Annotated in this window: 24 protein-coding genes and 1 pseudogene; 12 read left to right on the top strand and 13 right to left on the bottom strand. The window is 58.2% G+C overall.

Translation table 11 applies throughout. The features are described 5' to 3' along the window. Nucleotides 1-48 precede the first annotated feature (48 nt). Nucleotides 49-516 carry a transposase gene (locus AC13C8_RS12965; protein WP_482847684.1) on the top strand — a complete coding sequence of 156 codons (468 nt, stop codon included), beginning with the start codon at nt 49-51 and terminating at the stop codon, nt 514-516. 22 nt (nt 517-538) lie between these two features. Continuing rightward, nucleotides 539-769: pseudogene (locus tag AC13C8_RS12960) on the top strand (hypothetical protein); the annotation flags it as partial. A gap of 93 nt (nt 770-862) precedes the next feature. On the opposite strand, the gene AC13C8_RS12955 reads toward AC13C8_RS12960, so the two are convergent. Then, nucleotides 863-2,179, bottom strand: a complete 1,317-nt coding sequence (locus tag AC13C8_RS12955) for a FliI/YscN family ATPase (protein ID WP_482847682.1) — start codon at nt 2,177-2,179, stop codon at nt 863-865. 85 nt (nt 2,180-2,264) lie between these two features. Between AC13C8_RS12955 and AC13C8_RS12950 the strand changes: the two genes are divergently transcribed. From AC13C8_RS12950 to AC13C8_RS12910, 9 genes are read left to right on the top strand one after another with little or no spacing between them, the layout of a single operon-like run. Then, nucleotides 2,265-2,654, top strand: coding sequence for a FlgB family protein (locus AC13C8_RS12950; RefSeq protein ID WP_091427782.1), 390 nt, complete (start codon nt 2,265-2,267; stop codon nt 2,652-2,654). A gap of 11 nt (nt 2,655-2,665) precedes the next feature. Continuing rightward, nucleotides 2,666-3,058, top strand: coding sequence for a flagellar basal body rod protein FlgC (gene flgC / locus AC13C8_RS12945; RefSeq protein ID WP_091427780.1), 393 nt, complete (start codon nt 2,666-2,668; stop codon nt 3,056-3,058). A gap of 11 nt (nt 3,059-3,069) precedes the next feature. After that, a complete protein-coding gene (gene fliE, locus AC13C8_RS12940) occupies nt 3,070-3,360 on the top strand; it encodes a flagellar hook-basal body complex protein FliE (protein ID WP_091427778.1) in 291 nt (96 codons plus the stop codon). Further along, nucleotides 3,360-3,629, top strand: a complete 270-nt coding sequence (locus AC13C8_RS12935; RefSeq protein WP_482847680.1) for a flagellar biosynthetic protein FliQ — start codon at nt 3,360-3,362, stop codon at nt 3,627-3,629. Before fliE ends, AC13C8_RS12935 begins: the two co-directional genes overlap by 1 nt. 2 nt (nt 3,630-3,631) lie before the next feature. Next, a complete protein-coding gene (locus tag AC13C8_RS12930; RefSeq protein WP_482847679.1) occupies nt 3,632-4,351 on the top strand; it encodes a flagellar hook-basal body complex protein in 720 nt (239 codons plus the stop codon). 12 nt (nt 4,352-4,363) lie between these two features. After that, nucleotides 4,364-5,149 (top strand): flagellar basal-body rod protein FlgG, encoded by a 786-nt coding sequence (gene flgG, locus AC13C8_RS12925; RefSeq protein ID WP_091427773.1) that lies wholly within the window; start codon nt 4,364-4,366, stop codon nt 5,147-5,149. Further along, nucleotides 5,149-5,577: a flagellar basal body P-ring formation chaperone FlgA gene (flgA, locus tag AC13C8_RS12920; protein ID WP_091427772.1), complete on the top strand. Its 429-nt coding sequence runs from the start codon at nt 5,149-5,151 to the stop codon at nt 5,575-5,577. Before flgG ends, flgA begins: the two co-directional genes overlap by 1 nt. Nucleotides 5,578-5,596: 19 nt before the next feature. Next, a complete protein-coding gene (flgH, locus tag AC13C8_RS12915; RefSeq protein ID WP_482847677.1) occupies nt 5,597-6,325 on the top strand; it encodes a flagellar basal body L-ring protein FlgH in 729 nt (242 codons plus the stop codon). An 11-nt stretch (nt 6,326-6,336) separates the two neighbouring features. Then, nucleotides 6,337-6,831 (top strand): flagellar basal body-associated FliL family protein, encoded by a 495-nt coding sequence (locus AC13C8_RS12910; RefSeq protein WP_482847676.1) that lies wholly within the window; start codon nt 6,337-6,339, stop codon nt 6,829-6,831. Between the two features lie 17 nt (nt 6,832-6,848). Here the strand turns inward: AC13C8_RS12910 and AC13C8_RS12905 are convergent, their stop codons facing one another. Genes AC13C8_RS12905 through AC13C8_RS12895 form a run of 3 tightly spaced genes read right to left on the bottom strand, consistent with a single transcriptional unit; the run spans nt 6,849 to nt 10,036 of the window. Further along, entirely contained in the window at nt 6,849-8,096 is a 1,248-nt protein-coding gene (locus AC13C8_RS12905; RefSeq protein WP_482847675.1) for an NAD(P)/FAD-dependent oxidoreductase, read from the bottom strand. 42 nt (nt 8,097-8,138) lie between these two features. Then, nucleotides 8,139-9,086: a 4-hydroxyproline epimerase gene (locus AC13C8_RS12900; RefSeq protein WP_482847673.1), complete on the bottom strand. Its 948-nt coding sequence runs from the start codon at nt 9,084-9,086 to the stop codon at nt 8,139-8,141. Continuing rightward, the gene (locus AC13C8_RS12895; protein WP_482847671.1) at nt 9,077-10,036 is read right to left on the bottom strand and encodes a dihydrodipicolinate synthase family protein; all 960 of its coding nucleotides are present in this window, start codon (nt 10,034-10,036) and stop codon (nt 9,077-9,079) included. The genes AC13C8_RS12900 and AC13C8_RS12895 overlap by 10 nt, the downstream gene beginning before the upstream one ends. Nucleotides 10,037-10,210: 174 nt before the next feature. Between AC13C8_RS12895 and AC13C8_RS12890 the strand changes: the two genes are divergently transcribed. Further along, entirely contained in the window at nt 10,211-10,876 is a 666-nt protein-coding gene (locus AC13C8_RS12890) for a GntR family transcriptional regulator (RefSeq protein ID WP_482847669.1), read from the top strand. On the opposite strand, the gene AC13C8_RS12885 is transcribed toward AC13C8_RS12890, so the two are convergent. The 9 genes from AC13C8_RS12885 to AC13C8_RS12845 all read right to left on the bottom strand — a co-directional run bounded on the left by AC13C8_RS12885 (nt 10,873) and on the right by AC13C8_RS12845 (nt 22,487). Continuing rightward, nucleotides 10,873-11,571 carry a fumarylacetoacetate hydrolase family protein gene (locus AC13C8_RS12885; protein ID WP_091427761.1) on the bottom strand — a complete coding sequence of 233 codons (699 nt, stop codon included), beginning with the start codon at nt 11,569-11,571 and terminating at the stop codon, nt 10,873-10,875. The two genes, AC13C8_RS12890 and AC13C8_RS12885, sit on opposite strands and share 4 nt — an antisense overlap. Further along, entirely contained in the window at nt 11,568-12,404 is an 837-nt protein-coding gene (locus AC13C8_RS12880) for an alkaline phosphatase family protein (RefSeq protein WP_482847667.1), read from the bottom strand. Before AC13C8_RS12880 ends, AC13C8_RS12885 begins: the two co-directional genes overlap by 4 nt. 26 nt (nt 12,405-12,430) lie before the next feature. Further along, nucleotides 12,431-14,068 carry an ABC transporter ATP-binding protein gene (locus AC13C8_RS12875; protein WP_091427758.1) on the bottom strand — a complete coding sequence of 546 codons (1,638 nt, stop codon included), beginning with the start codon at nt 14,066-14,068 and terminating at the stop codon, nt 12,431-12,433. Next, nucleotides 14,065-14,880 carry an ABC transporter permease gene (locus AC13C8_RS12870; protein ID WP_091427756.1) on the bottom strand — a complete coding sequence of 272 codons (816 nt, stop codon included), beginning with the start codon at nt 14,878-14,880 and terminating at the stop codon, nt 14,065-14,067. The genes AC13C8_RS12875 and AC13C8_RS12870 overlap by 4 nt, the downstream gene beginning before the upstream one ends. Further along, a complete protein-coding gene (locus AC13C8_RS12865; protein ID WP_482847665.1) occupies nt 14,877-15,833 on the bottom strand; it encodes an ABC transporter permease in 957 nt (318 codons plus the stop codon). Before AC13C8_RS12865 ends, AC13C8_RS12870 begins: the two co-directional genes overlap by 4 nt. A 1-nt stretch (nt 15,834) precedes the next feature. Continuing rightward, nucleotides 15,835-17,418, bottom strand: a complete 1,584-nt coding sequence (locus AC13C8_RS12860; RefSeq protein ID WP_482847664.1) for an ABC transporter substrate-binding protein — start codon at nt 17,416-17,418, stop codon at nt 15,835-15,837. A 218-nt stretch (nt 17,419-17,636) separates the two neighbouring features. Next, entirely contained in the window at nt 17,637-20,291 is a 2,655-nt protein-coding gene (locus AC13C8_RS12855; RefSeq protein ID WP_482847663.1) for a TRAP transporter large permease, read from the bottom strand. Between the two features lie 10 nt (nt 20,292-20,301). Next, the gene (locus tag AC13C8_RS12850; RefSeq protein WP_091427750.1) at nt 20,302-21,300 is read right to left on the bottom strand and encodes a TRAP transporter small permease subunit; all 999 of its coding nucleotides are present in this window, start codon (nt 21,298-21,300) and stop codon (nt 20,302-20,304) included. A gap of 104 nt (nt 21,301-21,404) precedes the next feature. Next, nucleotides 21,405-22,487 (bottom strand): TRAP transporter substrate-binding protein, encoded by a 1,083-nt coding sequence (locus tag AC13C8_RS12845; RefSeq protein ID WP_482847662.1) that lies wholly within the window; start codon nt 22,485-22,487, stop codon nt 21,405-21,407. Nucleotides 22,488-22,611: the final 124 nt, after the last annotated feature.

Here is a 22,611-nt window from a genome sequence, read left to right as displayed (position 1 = left end):
ATTTCTGCTCTTTCGTATAGGCTTGTGATTCATTTCTCGCAAGACAACATGCGGGAGCAGACAGATGGCGCGGTCGGATATGAGCGATTTAGAGTGGGAGTTTATCAAGCAAGCACTTCCCAACAAGCACTTCCCAACAAGTCACGCGGCGTGAAGCGTGCTGATGATCGCCGCGTGATCAATGGCATCTTTTACGTCCCTCGCACGGGCATCCCCTGGGCCGATCTGCCCGAGCAATACGGTCCGCCGACCACGATCTACAACTGCTTCAATTGTTGGGGCTATGCGCGCCACTGGGATCGGATCATGGAGGCGGTGGCCGACGCCCACAACGTCGATATGGTCATGGTGGATGGCACGACCGTGCGGGCACACCATTCGGCTACCACGCTCAGAAAACAACCCGCGTCGTTGCCTCGGGCGCTTGCGCGGCGGCTTAAGTACGAAAATTCAAGCGTTTACCAACCAGGACGGCCTGCCGATCCGGTTCGAGCTGACGCCCGGACAGGCCCATGATGCCCCGCCCTGAAAGCGACTTCTGAACGCTCTGCAACCCGGTCAATACGTACTGGCGGACAAGGCATATGACGCCGATTGGATCCGCGAGATGATCTGGGAACAAGGTGCAATCGACGTGATCCCACCCAGGTCAAATCGTAAGTTGCCCAAGGATTTCGACAGGGAATCTATAAGGAACGCAACAAAATCGAACGCTTCTTCGAGCGCATCAAAGCCTCTTCCCGCCGCATCGCAACGCGGTATGAGAAAACGTAACGCAACTTTCTGGCAACGATCAAACTTGCATCGGTACGCCTGTGGCTCGAATTCCATGAGTCCGCCGCCTAGGTCAGATGAAGCCGCGCTAGGTTGCCATACATGCCGCAAGACGCTGAAAGCTCGCCGTGCTGTCTTTTACTTCGGCGTGGGTCAGGAAGGCATCCAGATCGGGCCAGGCCGCTATGGCTTGGTCCAACGCAGGGTCGGAACCGGCCGTATAAAGGCCGGATTGGATCATCATTTCCGATCTGCTGTATTGTCCAAGCAGCTTGCGCCCTTTTGAAATCAAGGCATTCTCTTCATCCGTCGCGGCCTCTGGCAGAGCGCGTGACACAGAGCGCAGCAAATCAATCGCCGGGAAACGCCCGCGTTCAGCAATATTTCGGTCCAGGACTACATGCCCATCCAGCACCCCACGCAGAATGTCGGCAACTGGCTCCTCCATATCCGACCCGGCCACCAGCACCGAGAATATGGCGGTGATGTCGCCCGCCGCGCCTGCACCCGGTCCAGCACGTTCGCAAAGCGTTGTGATTTGTTGTGCGGTCGACGGAGGAAAGCCCCGCAAGTTTCCGCTTTCGCCCGACGCCAGCGCGATTTCGCGATGCGCCTCGGCATATCGGGTAACGCTGTCTGCCAGAAGCAGAACATGCTGGCCCTGATCCCGAAAATGTTCGGCCACCGTCATAGCAGCCCAACCACAACGTCGCCGGACCATGGGCGATTGATCCGATGTGGCCGCGACCACAACGGCGCGCTTCATCCCCTCGGGCCCCAGAACCCGTTCGACGAATTCCTTCACCTCGCGCCCGCGTTCGCCAATCAGGGCAATCACAACGACATCGGCCTGCACACCACGCGCGAGTTTCGCCAGCAATGTCGATTTACCGACACCGGATCCGGCAAACAATCCGATTCGCTGCCCACGCACGATGGGCAGAAACGTATTGAACGCGGCCAGCCCTGTTTCCAACCGGGCACCAAGGGCGCGCCGCTCTGTCGGGTTTGCAGGCTGCCCTCGCAGTGGGGTAGCATGCGTGCCTCGTAATATCGGGCGCCCATCCAGCGGCTGTCCCATCGGGTCAATCACCCGACCGATCCAACTGTCGTCAGGCGCAATCTCGGCGCGCCCTTGCAAGACAGCCTTATCCCCGATTTGCAGACCTTCCACATCTCCGTCAGGCAATATTGTCACGGTTTCAGCGTTCAGATTCAGGATCTCTCCCATACGTGCGCGCCCGGTTCTGGGTTGAATGTCGACAAGGTCGGCTTGCGCGGCGACCGATGACAACCCGCGCACCCGCACTGTGCCGCGCCCGATTTCCACGATGCGTCCGACATGGCAGACGGTTCGCACCGACGACACTTCGGCGGCCAATTGTTCAAATCCGATTTGGGTCACTCGGCATCTCCCATCATTTGCTGAAACTGTTTTTAAAGGAATCAGGGTTAAGCCTTGGTTGAAGCCAATCGAGGGAGAAGCCCCGATGTTTGAAAAAATGGAAATCCTGACCAAAGCCGTGGGGCTGGCAAAACATGCCGCCGCCCGACAGTCGGTCATTACGCAGAATATCGCGAATGCCGATACACCCGGATACCGCGCGAAAGATATTGCATCATTTGCCGAAACGTTTCGTGAAAACAATGGCGGGGCGATGCAAGCCACCCGCGCGCGCCACCTGACCGGGTCTGTTGATCAGGCAAATGCTGAGCCGAACATGGTCTACCGCGCCGGGGCCATGTCGCCCAACGGGAACTCTGTCGCGTTAGAGACCGAGATGATGGCCGCCGCAGAAGCAAAACGCGACCAAGATCTTGCCTTGACCGTCTACAAAACGTCGCTTGGCATCATGCGCACAGCGCTCGGCCGCAGGTGAGGTGACGCAAAATGAATGACTTAAGATCCTCTGTCGCAGCCGCCGCTTCCGGAATGCAGAGCCAGGCAAACCGCCTGCGCTATATCTCCGAGAATATCGCCAATGCCGACACGCCCGGGTACCGCCGCAAGCTGGCCAGTTTCGAAGCGGTGATGGACGGTGGGCAAGCCACCGGAGCCGTGCGTTCGGGACGGGTGATACTGGATCAGACGGAATTGCCGGCGATCTACGACCCCGCTCATCCATTGGCGGACGAGACCGGATACTATCAAGGGTCAAACGTTGACCTTGTGATCGAGATTGCGGACGCCCGCGAAGCACAACGCAGTTACGAAGCCAACCTCAAGATGTTCGATCAGGCCCGGCAAATGTCGAGTAGCCTGCTTGACCTTCTGCGCCGATAGGAAGCTGTTAGATGGATATCAGATCAACCCTCGCCGCTCAGCAATACGCTGCATCCAGACAGGCCGCGACACCCGCCCCGCTGGACGAACAAAGCACGAACCCGTTCGCGACGGTCGCCACCAGCTTTGCCGAAACTGTCCAGCAGGGCGAGAAAACCGCGATGGCCGCCCTGTCGGGCAATGCTGACCCGCACGCCCTTGTGCAGGCACTGGCACAGACCGAGCTGGCCGTCGAAACCGCCGTGACCGTCCGCGACAAGGTCGTCGAGGCCTATCAGGAAATTTTAAGGATGCCGATCTGATGATGGACGAAATCATCTTCTACGACACGTTGCGTGCGGGTCTATGGATTGCGGTGGTGATCTCGGTGCCGATCCTCACCGTGGCGCTGTTGTCCGGGTTGATCGTTGGCCTGCTTCAGGCGCTGACCTCTATTCAGGAACTGACGCTAACTTTTGTCCCAAAATTGCTCGCGATCGTTGTCGTGTTCTGGGCCAGCATGGGTTTCATGACCGAGACTCTGGTTGGATTCTTTCAACTGCGGGTGATCCCGCTGATCGCAGGGGGATAGGCATGGACAACATCGGCTACACCTCGCTGACCCGTCAATCTGGTCTGATGCGCGAAATGCAGACCGTCGCGAACAACATCGCAAATGCTTCGACGACCGGGTTCCGGCGGGAAGGTGTTGTATTCTCGGAATATATTCAAGCGCTGGCCCCGGGAGATCCTTCGCTGTCGATGGCCACGGCGAATGCGCGCGCTCTTGATCTTCAGCAAGGTGCATTGGTCCAAACCGGCGGCGCGTTTGACTTTGCGATTGAAGGTGCGGGGTTTTTTCTGCTCGACGGTCCCGATGGTCAGTTTTTAACGCGTGCCGGGTCGTTTGCTCCGTCGGCCGAGGGCGAACTGTCCACGCCCGATGGCTATCGCCTGCTGGATGGCGGCGGCGCCCCTGTCTTTGTGCCACCAGACGCGCAGGCTGTCTCGGTTGCGGCCGACGGCACATTGTCAATTGACGGCCGGGCCGTGGCGCAGATCGGACTGTATGCCCCCATCGATCAGACTGACCTTCTGCACCGTGATGGCGTTCGCTTTGAAGCGCCCGGTGGGATGGAACCCATTTTGGAGAGCGTCGCCATTCTACAGGGTTTTGTGGAAGGATCGAATGTCGATCCGATTTCCGAGGTGGCCCGCATGATCGAAGTCCAACGCAGCTACGAACTGGGCCAGAAATTTCTTGAGAAAGAGGACGAACGCATCCGCTCCGTCCTGAAAACCATCGCCGGATAAAGGGGGTTTACAATGCGTGCATTGAACATCGCTGCCACAGGTATGTTGGCGCAACAAATGCGGGTCGAGACGATATCGAACAACCTCGCCAATATGTCCACGACCGGATACAACGCGCGACGCGCAGAGTTTGCCGATCTGCATTATCAGCAGATGGCCCGTGCCGGCACCATCAGCGCAGCGGATGGCGCAGCGTTGCCCACAGGAATTCAACTGGGTCTGGGTGTGCGCCCCACATCAGTCTCGATGCTGGTGCAGCAAGGCACGCTGTCACAAACCAATGGCAATCTGGATATCGCCATCGAAGGCAAAGGCTATTTCGAGGTGACGCTACCGTCGGGCGGATCAGGATACACGCGCGATGGCGGTTTGAAATTGTCCGGCGACGGGTTGATCGTAACCTCGGACGGGTATGCTGTTGCGCCCGAGATTACGGTTCCCAGCGATGCAAGATCCATCTCGATCAATGCCGATGGCGAAGTTTATGCCTATTTCGAAGATGCCGTTGAACCGGAATTGTTGGGGGCCTTCAGCCTGGCGGGGTTCACCAATGAAAAGGGTCTTGAAGCAATCGGATCGAATCTGTTTCGCGAAACGCCAGCTTCCGGCCCCGCGTTTGTTGGTGCACCCGGTGAAGATGGGCGCGGCACGTTGCGACAGGGCTATCTTGAAAACAGCTCGGTTGATGCTGTGCGTGAAATCACCGAATTGATCGAAGCGCAGCGTGGATACGAGCTGAATTCGAAAGTCATAACCGCCGCCGACCAGATGCTGGCTGCAACAACACAGGTGCGGTGATGCGCGCGCTTATTGGTCTTGTCATGTGTGTTGCCTCGGCCGGTCTGGCCAGCGCCGACACAGTGGTCGCCGCGCGCAATCTTCGCGCAAATGCGGTGATCACGGCGCAAGACGTTGAACTGATCCCATCTGATCTTCCTGGCGGATTCCAGTTTATCGAGGATGTGGTCGGGCAAGAGGCACGCGTGGTGCTGTATGCAGGTCGCCCAGTCATGGTGAACGATATTGGCCCACCCGCACTTGTCGAACGCAATCAAATCGTGACGCTGGCCTATGTCTCGGGCCCACTGACCATTCTTGCCGAAGGTCGCAGTCTTGGCCGGGCGGGCATAGGCGATCGTGTCCGCATCCTGAACCTGTCGTCTCGCAGCACCGTCACCGGGTCCGTTCTGGCGGACGGAACGGTCTCTGTCTCACATACGCGTTAACAAGCCCGAAGGATTTTCCATGCGCCATTTTATTCTTTCACTTCTTACCCTGATGGTTGTTTCGGCATGCGGCCGTATAAATGACATCGGCAAGGCGCCAGAGCTTAACCCGGTAGAGATGAGCGCAGAGCACGTCGCGATGAGCGCCTCGGCCCTGCCGCGCACGGCACCAGCCAAAGGTTCGCCCATGCGGGCGTCCCTGTGGAGCGGCGGGCGTCAATCCCTGCTGGGGGACCGGCGGGCGCAGCAGGCCGGGGATATTCTGACCGTGGTTATCGAAATAGATGATCGGGCCGAGTTCTCGAACAGTTCGAAACGCGCGCGATCCGGGTCCGAGGAGATGGGGGTTCCCAACTTCTTCGGCCTGCCGCAATCCATCGACAAAGACTTGACCGAAGGCGCGTCGATGGCAAACGCGGTGTCGCTCTCGCCCAGCAGTGCGTCGAATGGAAACGGGTCGGTGAAGCGCAACGAAAAACTTGAGCTGCGCGTCGCCGCAACGGTGATCGGCACGTTGCCCAACGGCGTTTTGAAGATTCAGGGTACACAAGAGGTGCGCGTGAATTTTGAACTGCGCGAACTTCTGGTGACGGGATTCGTGCGGCCCGAGGATATCTCGCGTCAGAACGAAATCTCTTATGACAAGATTGCATCGGCGCGCATTTCCTATGGCGGGCGTGGCCAGATCACTGACGTTCAGCAACCACGTTACGGCCAGCAGGTCACCGACATCATCTTGCCGTTCTAAAAGGGGCAGTCATGGGAAAGATCTTTCCAATTTTGCTGGCACTGATGGGGTTGGCCGCAGGGGGTGGCGCAGGGTATTTTCTGAAGCCACCGCCCGCAGCTGAGATCCCAGAAACGTGCGCCGATGCCGATGGTGAGGATGACAGTCAAACTGCTTCCCCTAACCCGGTCAAGGCGGATGTGGACGCTGAATTTGTTAAGATAAACAACCAGTTCGTGATCCCAATCGTGAAGGAAGAAAAAGTGACGGCGCTTGTCGTGCTCTCGCTTAGTCTGGAGGTCACGACGGGCAAACGCGAGGCCGTCTATCAGCGCGAACCGAAACTGCGCGACGAGTTCTTGCAGGTCATGTTCAACCACGCAAACACTGGAGGCTTTGATGGTGTGTTTACGCAAACAAGCCGTCTGACCAACCTGCGCCGCGCCTTGCGCGAGGTTGCGACCAGCTTGTTGGGCGAAGTTGTTCATGATGTGCTTGTCACAAACATCGTGCGTCAGGATCAGTAGCTACCCGGCCGAGAGCGTCAGAACCGTGCGGCGGCGAATGGTGCAAGATCGATCGCGGGTTTTGATTGTGCCGCGAGATCGGCCACCAGCTCGGCGGTGCCAGCCGATTGGGTCAGACCCAGATGCCCGTGACCAAAGGCATAGAGGATTCGATCACCCGCGCTGGACGGCCCGATGACCGGCAGGCTGTCAGGCAGAGACGGCCGATAGCCCATCCACTGCCTGCCACCCGACGCATCCAGACCGGGCATGAATGATGCGGCTTTCCGCACCAGAATTTCCGCCCGGCGATAGTTGGGGGGCAAGTCCAATCCACCCAACTCGACCGCACCTCCGATGCGCAATCCATCCCCAATCTTTGACATGACGAATCCGTGCGCGGCAAAGGTCAGATGTGTTTTCAGGTTAACAGATGTGTGGTCAAACGTGGTGTTGTATCCTCGTTCGGTTTCAAGCGGGAGGGCATCCCCGATCTTTGCGGCCAGCTTGTGCGACCATGCCCCTGCACAGAGGACGACTTGATTGGCCAACAAGCGGCCCTGGTCGGTCACGAGTTCGATGTGATCCGAGCGGGGGGTCATGTCGTGGACCTCAAGCGTCCCAACCCGACCGCCTTGATCGGCGTATCTCTGGGCCAGCATCTCGGTCCAATTCTGAGGGTCGGTGGTGTTGAACCAGCCGGGAGTGAACCCGGCATGGGTAAATCTCCGGCTCAGGCCTGGCTGGATTTCGGCGATGGCATCGGGGTGATCCAACAGATGCACCTTGATCCCAAGATCGGCTCGACGCTGCCATTTGGGTTGCGCCTCTCTGAACGCGCTTGCGCCTTCATAAAGCTCCAACTGTCCCTCGCGGCGGATCATGTTCGGATCCCCGAACCGGGAAAGCTGTCGTTCAAACGCGGCCTCACAATGTTGCATCAGGCGGGTCTGTGCTGTGACCGCGCGATCATACCGATCCGACCAACTGGCCCGCCAGAATTTCAACATCCAGGGTGCGATTTTCAACGCGTAGGCCGGTGGAATCGAAAGCGGACCCAGCGGATCCAACAGCCACCTGGGTGCCCGGCGCATGATGCCCGGCGTGGCCAGGGGTTCGACTTCCGAAAAAGCGAAGGCGCCCGCGTTTCCGCGCGAGGTTTCTGCGGCGATCCCTTTGCGATCGACAAGCAAGGGGATGCGGCCCCTTGCCTGAAGTTCAAGTGCCGTGCTGACCCCGATGATCCCTGCGCCGATGACGACAATATCGATGGGTTCCTTTGTCATTCGGGGTCTCCACAGAACATGGCGTGATACTTTTGCAGGGCATCAGCATCCGCGATGATTGATGCGAATACCACCCCGAAACGGATCGTCGGCGTTGAATAACAAGGTCGCCTCGGACGTGATGAACGCCCGACCCTGAATGGTGGCCACGATGCCGCCAGACGGGCGGGTCACATAGGTGCAGTCATAGGTGCTGCCAATCACGCTTTCCTGTTTCCAGACCGCGCCCTCTGCGAGCTTTCCATCTGCGGCCAGACAAGCAAGCTTGGCTGAACACCCCGTGCCGCAGGGCGAGCGGTCATAGGCCCCACCGGGGCAGAGCACGAAGTTCCGGCCTTGCGCGGTGGCGGATTTTGGTGGACCGAGCAATTCGATGTGGTCAATTTCGGCCCCATCTTTTCCGGTCATTCCCGCGTGCTGCAACGCTGCGCGAATACGTCTGGCGGCTTGAGTGAGGTCAGGGATGTTGTCCGGGCTGAGGTCGATCTGGTCGAACTCGGTCAGAAAGAACCAGTTGCCGCCCCACGCGATGTCTCCGGTGACAGGACCGATGCCATCGACATCGACCGTGACACCGGCCTGCAAGCGGTAGCTTTCGACATTGGTGACACGCACGGTGTTCCGGTCGAACAGTTGGGCAGAGACAACACCAACTGGGGTTTCAATACGGTGGGTGCCGGGGTCAAGTTGCCCCAAATGCGCCAAAGTTGCGGTCAGCCCGATGGTGGCGTGCCCGCACATGCCCAGATTGCCAACCGTGTTGAAATAGATGACGGCCGCCACGCAGGTCGGGTCTGACGGCGGCACCAGAAGGGCGCCGACCATGGCATCATGGCCGCGTGGCTCTGCCAGAGTTGCGGCATAAACCCATCCGTGATCATCACGCAACCGTCGGGCGCGCTCGGTCAGGCTGCCGGTGCCAAGATCAGGGCCACCCGACAGAATGACACGAGTGGGCTCGCCTTCGGTATGGCTGTCGATCACGCGCATTCCGAAACGATGCCTTCCTGCTTGGACCATGCCGCATACCAGTTGCGAAACAGGTGAAACTGGCTTTCCGCATAGTTGCGCTGGGCATCGGTCAGCGCATCGGTTTCGTTGAAATGCGTGCGATAGGCATCGTCGCCCGTCATCACCATCAGGTGCTTGTAATACAGAACAAGATCGGGCCCTTCGTCGAAGCTGGACAGAACGCCAAGTGCCTCTTCAAGTTCTTGTGCTTTTACGCGGGCTGTGACGTCGCCAGCGGCGGCCTTCTTGCTTAGGGCAACAAGGTGCAGCACCTCGCGTGGCAGAACGTTGCCGATTCCGGTGATCGCTCCGGTCGCACCACAGTTCACATAGCCATGAAATACCGTGGTATCGACACCGATCATCAGAGTGACATCATCGTCTTTCGAAGTGATGTTCTCGGCGGCATAGCGCAGGTCGTCCGCGCCACCAAACTCCTTGAAGCCAATCAGGTTCGGGTGCTCGGCCCGCAGCGCAAAAAACAGGTCAGCGCGCGTCGCAAAGCCGTAATAGGGACTGTTATAGATCACGGCAGGCAGATCGGGCGCGGCAGACAGAATGGCCGAGAAATGATGCCGTTGGGCGTCCAGTGACGAGCCGCGTGACAACACACGGGGGATCACCATCAGGCCTTTCGCGCCGACCTTGGCGGCATGGGCGGCATGGGTCACGGCCATCTTGGTGTTCACCGCGCCGGTGCCGACAATGAGCGGGATGCCGGCGGCGGTCAGGCGGGCAACACCTTCCATCCGCTCTTCATCGGTCAGAAGCGGCCAATCCCCCATCGACCCACAATATACAACGGCAGACATGCCTGCGGCGATCAACTCCAACCCTTTGGCAACCAGCGCATCGTAATCTGGTTTGCGATCGGGCGTGCATGGAGTCATCAGGGCCGGAATGCAGCCTGTGAAAATGTCGGTGTTCATCGGGAGGTCTCCTGTTGGGTCGGATCAGGCCAAGAAGGTGGACGTGAGTGGCGCGAGAGTGGGTGTTCAATTCCTCATATTGCAAATTGGATCCAATATGCAATAATAATTTGACACCACTTCAAAGAGCGGTCGCCGCTTGCTAGAGTGCGCGCGGGGCAAGGAGGCATTTTGATGCAACTCAGATCTGTCGACATTTCCAAGACCGCGTCCGCCGCGACCATCATCTTTGATGCGCTAAAAAAAGCGATCATCGAGGGCGAGATCGAAGAAGGTGCGCCGTTGCGTCAGGATGAGATTGCCAAGATGTTCAACACGTCGCGCATTCCTGTGCGTGAGGCGATATTGCGGTTGGAAGAACACGGTTTGGTGCGGTCGCAGCGCTATAAAGGGGCGGTCGTGTCGTCATTATCATCGACCGAGGCGTCCGAGATTTTTGATTTTCGCGCTGTGTTGGAGCCGCATGTCATTCGTCACGCGGTGCCAAAGATGACGCCGGACATTCTGGCCCAGGCGCGAAGCTATTGCGAGGCGTTCCATATGGAAGCGGACCCAATGAAATGGGGGGATCTGAACCGTCAGTTCCATGCGACGCTCTATAATGCCAGCGGTCTGACCTATCATCTGGAGGCTATTGACGGGGCGCTGAACCGGATCGACCGCTATCTGCGAGCGCAGCTTGTGCTCAGCGAAGGCATGTCGCGCGCGAATGAAGAACATATGCAGATTCAAAGTGCCTGCGAACGTGGCGATGCGGATGAGGCTGCCGCCCTGACTGAACGCCATATCCTGGGTGCGCGCGAAAGCCTGATCCTGCACCTGTCGTCAATAACGGGTTAGCCCGCTTTTTCCCCGATCCGGGTGGTCAGTCGGCCCAATCCTTCGATCTTTACAACGCAAACGTCGCCCGACACCAACGGGCCGACGCCTTCGGGTGTGCCGGTGAAAATCAGGTCGCCCTGTGCAAGTGTGACCAGTGACGACAAATAGGCAATCACATCCGCGATGGGCCAGATCAGATCAGACAGGTCCGAGGATTGGCGGGTCTCACCATTGACCGTCAGCCGGATGGCCCCACTGTTGATGTGGCCCGTCGTTGCAACCGGGTGCAGTGGGCCGCAGGGGGCAGAGTGATCGAAACCTTTCGCCATGTCCCATGGTCGTCCGATCTTCTTGGCGGCCGCCTGAATGTCGCGTCGGGTCAAGTCGTTGCCGACCGCATATCCCCAGACATGATGAAGCGCTGTGTCGCGCGGAATGTTGGCACCACCAGAGCCGATTGCGACCACAAGCTCGGCTTCGTGATGCAGGTTCTCGGTGCCCGGCGGATAGGGAACCGTCGCCCCGTCAGGCACCAAAGCATCGGCGGGTTTCGAGAAGAAAAATGGCGGCTCCTGATCCGGATTCGACCCCATTTCGCGTGCATGTGCCGCGTAGTTCTGGCCGACGCAATAAATGCGCCGGACGGGAAAGCGATCATCCGACCCGGTGATTGGCAGAGACGGTTGCGCGGGGCAGGGAATGGCCCAAGTCATGTCAGGAATACCTCGGATTTCATGGTGTCAGGGATGGGTGCGCCCAGTCGCGACAGGATTGTGGGCGCGATTTGCAACTGGTCCAGTCGATCGTCGAAATCAGGGCCGGTCGCGGGGCCGAAATAGTATAGCGCCGCGTCCTGCTGCAACTCTTCGCGTCCACCATGGTGCCCACGGTCGGTCTGGCCGTGGTCGGCAGTCACGATTACCTCATACCCGTCCGCGCGCCAGCGATTGATGAACAGCGCCAGTTGCTCGTCGGCTTGAAAACACGCGTGATCCATTTCCCGGCACTCATGCCCGAACCGGTGGCCCATGCTATCCAGCGTGCAGGTGTGCAGGATCCCATAGTTCAGCCCGAACCGTTCACACAGCATACTGAGCGTGGCAAACAGGTCGATATCGGCCGGTGTGGTCTGGTTAATCAACCCGTATCCGGTCATTGTGTGAAAACGTCCGTGATTGATCGTCGGGCTGTCGGGCTCATCATATTCAATGTCCCGCACCAGATCGAAGGGTGCACGGCTGAAGAACTCGGACCAGAAACTGTGCGTGACCGCGCCGGTGACGCCGCCCGCCTTGCGCACCTGACTGAAAATGTCGGGCTGGGTCAGGCGGAACACGTTGTTGTTGCCCGTGCAGCCATGTTCCTGCGGCGTCACGCCTGTGTGGATCGAGGCATAACAACTGGCCGACGTCGACGGCAGGACAGAGCGCACTTTCCAGCGTTGCGCATCGCCGCTGTCGACCCAACCTTCCAGATTGCCGAACAATCGGCGCCAGTTTCGCCACGGCACACCGTCAAGAATGATCAAAAGCAGCTTGCGATCCATGATGTTCTTCTTAAAACAGCCTGCCTTCAGTTCCCGGCGCTTTCCATTTTGCGGTGTTCCACCACCTCTTCCAGCCAGCCAAGCCTCATTTCAGGCACCGAGCTGAGCAGAAGATCGGTATAGTCATCAAAGGGTGGCGACAACACCTCGGCCTTTGGGCCGTAGCGCACGACACGGCCCTGATACATCACCGCGATACTGTCTGCGATGGCGCGCACCGTGGCAAGATCGTGTGTGATGAACAAATACGCGACGTTTTCTTTTTTCTGAAGATTGTGAAGCAGTCTGAGAATGTCTTCGGCGACCAGAGGGTCCAGCGCCGATGTCACCTCGTCACAGATGATGACCTTGGGTTTCGCGGCCAGCGCGCGCGCGATGCAGACCCGCTGCTTTTGCCCGCCCGAAAGCTCGGCGGGATAGCGGTCCTTGAATTCGGTTCCAAGCTCGATGTCGTTCAAAAGCTCGTCAATGCGTTTTCGTTTTTCGGCGCCGCGTACCCCAAAATAGAATTCGAGCGGACGCCCGATGATCGTGCCGACTGTTTGGCGCGGGTTCATCGCGACATCGGCCATCTGATAGATCATCTGAATTTCACGCAGATCGTCGCGCGCCCTACCGGCAAGATCAGGGGACAGTATTCGGTCTTCGAAGACGATCTGCCCTTCACGTGCGGGCAACAGTCCCGTCATCACGCGGGCGGTGGTTGACTTACCCGATCCGCTTTCGCCCACAACGGCCAGCGTTTGCCCCGCGTGCAGTTCCATTGAAACGTCATGCAGCACGTCGAAGTTCGTTCCCTTGTAGCGGGCAGTGATGTGTTCGACGGTTAGAACCGGATTGTCGGTCGGGGGCTTGCCCTCATGCACTCGGGACCGCACCGACACCAAATCGCGGGTGTAGTCTTCGCGCGGGGCGTTGATAATCTGATCGGCGGTGCCGTGTTCGACCATGTCGCCCATGCGCAGCACCATGATTTCATCGGAGACCTGCGCCACGACCGCCAGATCATGGGTGATATAAAGCGCGGCGACGCCGGTGTCGCGGATCGCGTCCTTGATTGCCATCAACACATCAATCTGCGTGGTTACATCCAGCGCTGTGGTGGGTTCGTCAAACACCACAAGATCGGGTTCTGGACACAGCGCCAGCGCCGTCATACAGCGCTGCAACTGCCCGCCCGATACCTGGTGTGGATAGCGACTTCCGATGGTTTCGGGGTCCGGCAGGCCAAGTTTGGTGAACAATTCGACCGCGCGGGATTCCGCGTCTTTTCTGGAAAGTTTGCCCGCATGAACCGTCGCTTCGATCACCTGATCCATGATCTTCTTGGCCGGGTTGAAGCTGGCGGCGGCAGATTGCGAGACATATGTCACCTCGGTCCCGCGCAGTTTGCGCAGGTCGCGCAGGCTGGTGTTCAGGATCTCGCGCCCGTTGACCCACACCTCGCCGCCGGTGATTTCAACACCGCCACGGCCATAGGCCATGGTGGCCAGCCCAATGGTCGATTTTCCTGCACCGCTTTCGCCGATCAGGCCAAGCACTTTTCCCTTCTGAAGATCGAAGGACACGCCGTGGACAATTTCAATGTCATGCGGTTTTTCACCCGGCGGATAGACCCGCGCGCCGATTTTCAGGTCGCGCACTGCTACAAGATTGTTGCTCATCCGCGGCCCCCTTTCAGGCTGGTTGTTCGGTTCAAAACCCAGTCTGCGACAAGGTTAACCGAGATTGCCAGCGTGGCGATGGCCACAGCGGGCACAAGGGCTGCCGGAATGCCATAGACGATACCGTCCTTGTTTTCTTTCACGATGCCGCCCCAGTCAGCGTTGGGCGGTTGGACGCCAAGACCCAGGAAGGACAGGGTCGAGACAAACAGCACCGCAAAGATGAAGCGAAGCCCCATTTCGGCCACCAGCGGCGACAGCGCGTTGGGCAGGATTTCGCGAAAAATGATCCAAATCCGGCCTTCGCCGCGCAGCTTGGCGGCTTCGACGAAGTCCATCACGTTGATGTCCACCGCAACCGCGCGGGCCAGTCGATAGACACGGGTTGAATCCAGAAGCCCCATGACCAGTATGAGTATCGGCAGCGTCACTGGCATGACCGACAACACGACCAATGCGAAGATAAGGGTCGGGATCGACATGACCAGATCGACAAAACGGCTGAGCACCTGATCAATCCATCCGCCAATCACGGCGGCGGTAAAGCCGAGTATGGATCCGGTGGTAAAGCTGATGATCGTTGCCATCGTTGCGATGAAGATCGTCGTGCGCCCGCCATAGATCATGCGGGTCATGAGATCACGGCCGATATTGTCCGTGCCGATCCAGTGTTCGGAAGACCATGGTTCCCACACCCCGCCGACGATCTGGGTCATCGAATAGGGCGCGATCCAAGGCGCAAAAATGGCCATGAAGAAATAAAGACCAGTGAAGAACAGGCCGAACAATGCGGCCGGGGGTATTCTTGTCATTTCGGATGCCTCAGCCTTGGGTTGGCAAGAATCGACACGATGTCCGCCACCATGTTCAGCCCGATATAGACTGCCGCAAAAATCAGCCCGGAGGCCTGCACCACCGGCACGTCACGTTTGGACACATGGTCCACGAGATACTGGCCCATGCCAGGATAGGTGAAGACCACCTCGACCACCACGACACCGACGACAAGATAGGCAAGGTTCAGCATGACGACGTTGACGATGGGTGCGATCGAGTTGGGAAAGGCGTGGCGCCAGATGATCGTGAACATCGTCAGGCCCTTCAGCTCGGCCGTTTCGATATAGGCCGATTGCATCACGTTCAGGATCGCGGCGCGCGTCATACGCATCATATGGGCGAGGACAACCATGGTCAGCACGGCGACGGGCAATGCGATCGAGTTCAGCTTTTGCCCCAGGCTCATGCCATCATGGATCATTGACACAGTGGGCGCCCAGCCCAATTTCACGCCGATGAAATACATCAGGATATAGCCGATCAAAAATTCCGGCACAGAAATCGACGCCAGCGTAACGGCTGAAATCAGCTTGTCCGGCCAGCGTTCGCGATAGCGGACCGCAAGCAGGCCCAGAAAGATGGCCAGCGGCACAGCGACCACGGCGGCCCAGAAGGCAAGGAAAAGTGTATTTTTCAGACGAGAGCCAAGGCTGGCGGCAATATCCTGCCCCGAGGTCAGCGCGGTGCCCAGATCGCCCTGAACAAGTCCGCCAAGCCAGGCGAAATAGCGACTGATCGCAGGCTCGTTCAAACCCAGCTCTTTGCGAATATTGGCCAGTGCTTCGGGGGTGGCCGACTGGCCCAGAATGGATTGCGCCACGTCGCCCGGCAAGATGTTGGTCCCCCAGAAGATCAGGACCGAGACGAGTAGCAGAAGAAGCAGGCCCAACGCGATGCGTTGGACCAGCAGTTTCAAGAGCAACGGCATTTCAGCCGACGACCCACATTTTCATCGGGGCATAGAAGTTCATCAGGTCAAAGCCCTTGTGGCCTTCGACCCAGCCGGCGACCCGATCGGTCGTGGCGTCGATGAAATCATTGAACATCGGGGCGATCAGACCGCCTTCGTTGTGCACGATCATGCCCATATCGGCATATATCTGGGTGCGCTTGGCCTCGTCCAACTCGGCCCGTGCCGCCAACAGCATCTGGTCGAATTGCTCATTGAAGAACCGTGTGTCGTTCCAGTCCGCCGTCGAAAGATACGCGGTAGAATACATCTGGTCCTGGGTCGGCCGTCCGCTCCAATAGCTGGTGCTGAATGGCTTGACGTTCCAGACCTCGGACCAGTAACCGTCATTCGGCTCGCGCTTGATTTCAAGATTGATCCCCGCCGTTGCCAGCGATTGTTGAAACAGCGCCGACGCATCCGGGGCACCGGGGAAGCTGTTGTCAGACGTGCGCAGCAGGATGGTGCCATCATACCCGGACTTGTCAAAGTGGAACTTTGCCTGATCAGGGTCGTAGTTGCGCTGCTCGATCTCGGTGAACAGGGGATAAGAATCGTTGATCGGGATGTCGTTCCCGATCGAGCCATAGCCAAACAGAATCTTGTCGACCATCTCCTGGCGGTTTATGCCGTATTTCAGTGCAAGGCGCAGGTGGTTGTTGTCGAAAGGCGCCGTGTCGCAATGGGCAATGAACACGTAATGGCCGGGGCCGGAGGTTGACGAGACATTGATGTTGGGCGCGCGTGCCACCAGATCAGCGGTCCGTGGGGGCACGCGGACAACCATGTCGACCTGGCCCGACTGAATTGCCGCCATACGTGCGGTGTCGTCGTTGATCACGACAAGCTCAATGGTATCGGCATGGCCCAGATCGCCCCAATAGTCGGGGTTCTTTTCGGCCACAAAGCGGACGCCCATATCCACTTCTTTCAGGATATAGGGGCCGGTGCCAATCGCGGCGGTCGGGTCATCATTGCCGCCATTGGGTTGGATCATCAGGTGATAGTCGGTCATCAGATAAGGAAGGTCGGCGTTCGGCGTGTCCAACTCGACGATGAACTTGTCCCCGTCGACGCTCATCGCGGTGATGCCGCGCATGATCCCCAGCGCACCGGATTTCGTGTCTTCGCCCGAATGACGTTCCATCGTTGCCAGAACGTCGTCGGCAGTCAGGGTCTTACCATTTGAAAACTGGACGCCCGAGCGGATCTTGAAGGTCCAGACCTTGGCATCAGCCGAGGCTGAAACCTCTTCAGCCAGCTTGTTTTCAAGCCCGCCATGGGGGGCAAGTTCAAGCAGAGGCTCACCCCAGAAGCGGTTGACCATGGTGCCGGTGGAGTTGGTTGTGGTTGCCGGATCAAGGCTGTCGGTGGTCGATCCGCCCTGGATGCCGACGCGGATTGTTCCGCCCTTGACCGGCCCTTGGGCATAGACTGCCGAAGACAGCATGGTGCTTGCCCCCGCTGCGGTCACGCCAAGTGCGGCGGCACGGCCCATGAAGTGACGGCGTGATAGCTTACGCGCGACAAACTGTTTTGACAGATATTCAAGTTCTTTGGACATTGAGGACTCCCTGTGTGAAGCTTTTGGGCCTTTTGGCCCATTTTTTTAGATCGGCTCTTAGAGTTGACCAGATGATCGGGTTTCGCAAGGTTTGATACCGACTGTGTGGCTTTCCGTTCCGACACTTATCCTATGTCCGATGTGAAAATACTACCCACTACAGCATACAAAAGGGCCGGTGTCATCACCGGCCCTTTCAGTTGTTGTGTCAAATATGCTCAGAAATTCAACGAGATATCGCGATGTTGCGACGAACATGATGCCATTGCCAAGGCCTGTTCGCGGGTGAATCGATCCTGAACACGAATGCCAAGGCTGCCACGCAGGGTGTCCACATAGCTTGTCAGGCCGGGGCGCAGGGTTGCGTCCGCCTGCTGGCGCCATGCGATCTGCGACTCGAACTCTGATACGGCGGTGTCATAGGATTCCATCGCTTCGACACGGTCAGGGTTGCTTCCCTTCAGCGCCTTCGCGACGTCTTTCAAGGCGTCTTCGACATCATCCGCACCTTCGATTTTGCCGAAAGCCTTGGACATTTCACTGACCAGATCCTCTGCTTCGCTTTCGGGTGTGGATTCAATTGTCGCTTTCAAGTCGCGCAATTGCGGTTCCATCGCGGCGAAACTCTCGGTTGCTTCAAGCACGGCCAGAACATCCAGCGCATCCTCATAGGCCGAGTCGGCAGCCCGGCGATAGCGTGTCCGCGCCGCGTTTTCGGCGTTGGTCAAGCCTTGGAAGGTTTCGTGAACCTCTTTCCAGCTTTCGGGAATTTGCTCGCGTAGATACTCGACCTCGGCGGTCAGGGCGGCAACATCAGCCTCAAGCGCGGTCCGCGCGGATGCCTGACTTTCGTCGCGCATCCGACCGATCCGGGTTTTCAGATTGTCGATCGCCTCGTTGGCACTACGGATCTGTTTCTCGATCCCGCGCACCAACCGCAATTGCGGGCGATAATCGTCCGCGGCAGCTTCCACTTCGCTTTCGGCGGCAAATGCGGATTCAAGCTCGGAAACGGCGGTGTCAGCAGAATCAAGCGCGTCGCTCATGTCGTCCGACAGATTTTCGGGTAACACCGCCAGATCGAAGGCTCGCGCGGTTGCGATAGCGTCCTGAATTTCGGTGCTTTCCGACAGTTTCTGCCCGACATATTCCTCAAGGCACATCTGAAGCCTTGGGTTTCGTGGTGGCGGGCTGGTTTCTGACAGGAAACTGACCCGGTTGGGCAGGTAGTTCACCAGCGGAGGATACGAACCCACGATGGCCAGCGCCGTCAGTTGCAACAGGATAAACGCGATCACACCCTTATACATCTGCACCGTCTTGACGACGGCAGGGGCCACCCCGCGCAAATAAAACAGCGCAAATCCGAACGGAGGTGTCAGGAAACTGGTCTGAATGTTCAGACCAATCATCACACCCAGCCAAACGGCCGTGATGTTGGCTTCGGGATCGGCCAGCAGGATGGGTGCCACAATCGGCACGACGACCACCGCGATCTCGATAAAGTCAAGGAAGAAGCCCAGGATGAAGATCACCAGCATCACGATGACGAACTGCGTCCAGAACCCGCCCGGAAGGCCCAACAGGAACTCACGCACCAGCTCTTCCCCACCAAAGGCGCGGAACGCAGCGGTCAGCATGGCGGCACCCAGAAGGATGATAAAGACCAGCGAGGTCGTCTTGGCTGTTTCCAGCATGACGCCTGCCAACGTGTCTTCGATCTTGAAGATGCGCCAGCACGACCAGCCCAGCGCAATCAGCAGCATGATGGTCGAAATGACGCCAAGCGTGATACCCAGCTGGTCGGTGACGTTTTCGACGCCTTTGACGTTCATTTCAAAATTCGTCAGGGCATAGCCCGCGACAAAAAGGGCTGCTATGGCCAGGAGTGCGGGATAATACAGCGTTTTGCCCGGTGCGGGCAGACGATATCCGGCCATGATCATCGCGCCAGCCGCGCCAATGGCGCCAGCTTGGTTCACCGTGGCGATGCCTGCGATGATCGACCCGAGAACCAGAAAGATCAGGGCAAGCGGCGGGACCAGCGTGATCAGAACGTTCTTAAGGAAATCGAGGTCAAACGCACCCTCATAGGGAACAGCCGGGGCCTGTTGCGGCCGCAAAATTGCGTAAAACAGGATGTAGAGCATGTAGAGCCCGACAAGCAGCATACCGGGGATGAACGCACCCAAAAACATCTCGCCCGCCGATGTCGACACCACGTCGAACATGGACGGCATGGACAGCTCGCCCGTGGCTTCCTTGTGCAGAATCTTGCGCGCCGTTCCGGCCTGGTCGGTGGCCGAGGCCAACTGGTCGGCCAGAATGATCAGCACGATCGACGGCGGAATGATCTGCCCCAACGTGCCCGATGCGGCAATGGTGCCGGTGGCCAGCGATTGCGAATAGTTGTTGCGTAGCATTGCGGGCAACGAGATCAGCCCCATGGCAACCACGGTTGCGCCGACGATCCCCGTCGTGGCCGCCAGAAGCGCGCCGACGAAGACGACCGAAATGCCCAGCCCGCCGGGAACCGGTCCGAAAAGGCGGGCCATCGTAACCAGAAGGTCTTCGGCGATCTTGGAACGCTGAAGCATGATGCCCATGAAGATGAACAGGGGAATGGCGATCAGCGTATCTCGCTCGACCTCCCAATAGACGCCCCTAAGGTTTGTCACCCCGGCGGACAACCACTGGTTCGGGCCGCCACTATGGAAATAGGCATCGGTTGATCCGGTAAACATATAGCCTGCGCCCGCGGCAAGGCCGATGGCGATGATCGCAGCACCCGGAAGGGCGAAGGCAACCGGATAGCCGGACCCCAGCGCACCTGCCATGATCACGATCAGCAGGAAGAGAAAGAAAAGTTCCATGTGTCAGACCTCAGTGCGCTGAAGATTGTGCGATTTCGCGGTGGCCGGGTTCGTCCCGTTTGTCTGCCACGGCATCGAAGAAATAGCTGACGAACTGGATCAGCATGGTGACGGCAAACAAGCCAATAAAGGCGGCCATCTGGTATTTCGTGTAAAGGCCGAAGGGGCCGGCCTGCGAAATCTCGAAACTGGTGATTGGCGCGTTGATGATGGACTGCTTGCCCCCGAAACCGACAGCCAGAATGACCCAGGCGGTGGACATTCCAAGCAGGATTGTGCCGATCCCGTTCACAATGCCCCGCGTCGTTCTGCCGAAGCCAGCATACAGGACATCGACCCGAACATGGCCTTCGTCAAACAATGTATAAGCGGATGAGAACAGGAACAGCGCGGCATACCAGTAGCGCACAAGATCGCCCATCAGCGCCTGTTCATAGCTGAACATGAAACGCGAGATTACGATCAGAAGCTCGGCAATCACGATCAGGAAAGCCAGCCAGAAGAACCCAAGGGTCCGTGTCACAGTCGCGATGCCAAAGGCGACGACGATCAAAGGAATGTGCACATAAGATCCAACCCAGCTTGGACGGCTGAACAGTCTGGCATTCGTCGATCCCAAGAACGGCTCGATCAGGTTTTCGGCACGCATGAATGCGATGGTCGCGTCTGTGATCCCGATCAGGAACACGGCCCAGAACAGGGCCCGTATCAAGTAGACGTTGAATTTGTGGATCCGATGCGCATCCCAGCGCAGTGATGTCGTCCGGCCGCGCAGAACAACGGCCGCAGCTACGGCAATTGCCACCGCATACAACGCCAGGTGAACCCATCCGCTGGGCGCTGTGCCGTCAAGAAAGGCATTTGTGCCGGAGTAACCGAACCCGACCACCAGCACGTTGTTGATCAGAAATGCCGCCAGAATGGTCAGCGTGCACCAGCCGAACAACCGCGCAAGGATTGCAGGGTCGCCGTGTCTTGGAATGTCTGGTTGAGTGCTGTCTTGTGCCATATCGCCTCCCGAACGGCCGTCGGATCAATTCTTGCGTGATCCTTTGGAAAAAGGACGGGGAACCTTCCCCGTCCTTGGTTTTCTAGGCTTTCGTCCAGACTGGATTACAGATCCAGAATCCGGTTGCGCTGGTTCACGAACTGACCTTCGAACAACGCGATACCGCGACCGATTTCGCGCATCTTGGCCTGAACGGTGTCGTTCACTTCGGCAGCCAGTGCGTCATAGCTTGCGGTTTCTTCAAACACTTCCTGAGCGGCTTCGCCCATTGCATCCCAAGTCTCGTCATTGAAGCTGCGCACTTCGACGCCCTGTTCGTCCACCAGCTTGGTCAGGTATTCACCGTTCAGCGCCATCGCCTCGTAGTACGAGTTGGCGTTTTCTTCGAGCGCCGCTGCGGTGATCACCGCGCGTTCCCAATCCGACAGGCTGGACCACCACGATTTGTTCGAGGTCAGCGACAACTGCGCACCCGGCTCGTGCATACCACCGGTGTAATAATACTTGGCGGCTTCATAGAACTTCATGAAGTAGTCGTTATAGGGACCAACCCATTCGGTCGCGTCGACAGTGCCGGAGACGAGGTTTTCATAGATCTGACCACCGGGCAGCGACACGGTTGATGCACCCAGTTTGGCCAGAACCTGACCGCCAAGGCCCGGAATGCGCATTTTCAGACCCTTGAAGTCATCGGCGCTTTCGATTTCCTTGTTGAACCAGCCGCCAGCCTGGGTGCCGGTGTTGCCTGCGGGCAGACCTTTCAGGCCGAACTGGTCCTGCACCTTGTCCCACAGATCCATGCCGCCGCCATACAGGCACCAGGCGTTGATTTCAGCGAAGGACATGCCGAAGGGCACATTGGTGAAATAGGCCAGGGCAGGATGCTTGCCGGTCCAGTAATAGTCAGCACCGATATAGGCCTGGCTATTGCCCGAAGCGACTTCGTCAAACACGTCCAGCGCGCCGACACGTTCGCCAGCGGCAAAATATTCAACATTCAACGCACCCTCGGACAACACGCCAATGCGGTCGGACAGACGTTGTGCCGAGACACCAAGACCCGGAAAGTCGCGCGGCCAGGTCGACACGATGGTCATTGTCTTGCCACCTTGCGCCAGTGCCGGGGTGGCAAGGGCTGTTGCGCCAGCACCAATCGCTGCGCCTTTTAGAAACTTACGGCGTTCCATATAGATAATTCTCCTCCGAGTTTTAGATATATTCTTGTTCGAACGCGGGCCGACCAAGGGTCAACTTTACGCTGCCACGCAATTACTACGTAGATAAAACCAGATTTCAATTGATATTTCTCAA

The organism is Aliiroseovarius sp. B-4, assembly GCF_056857795.1.
This window is presented reverse-complemented; position numbering and strand designations above follow the sequence as displayed.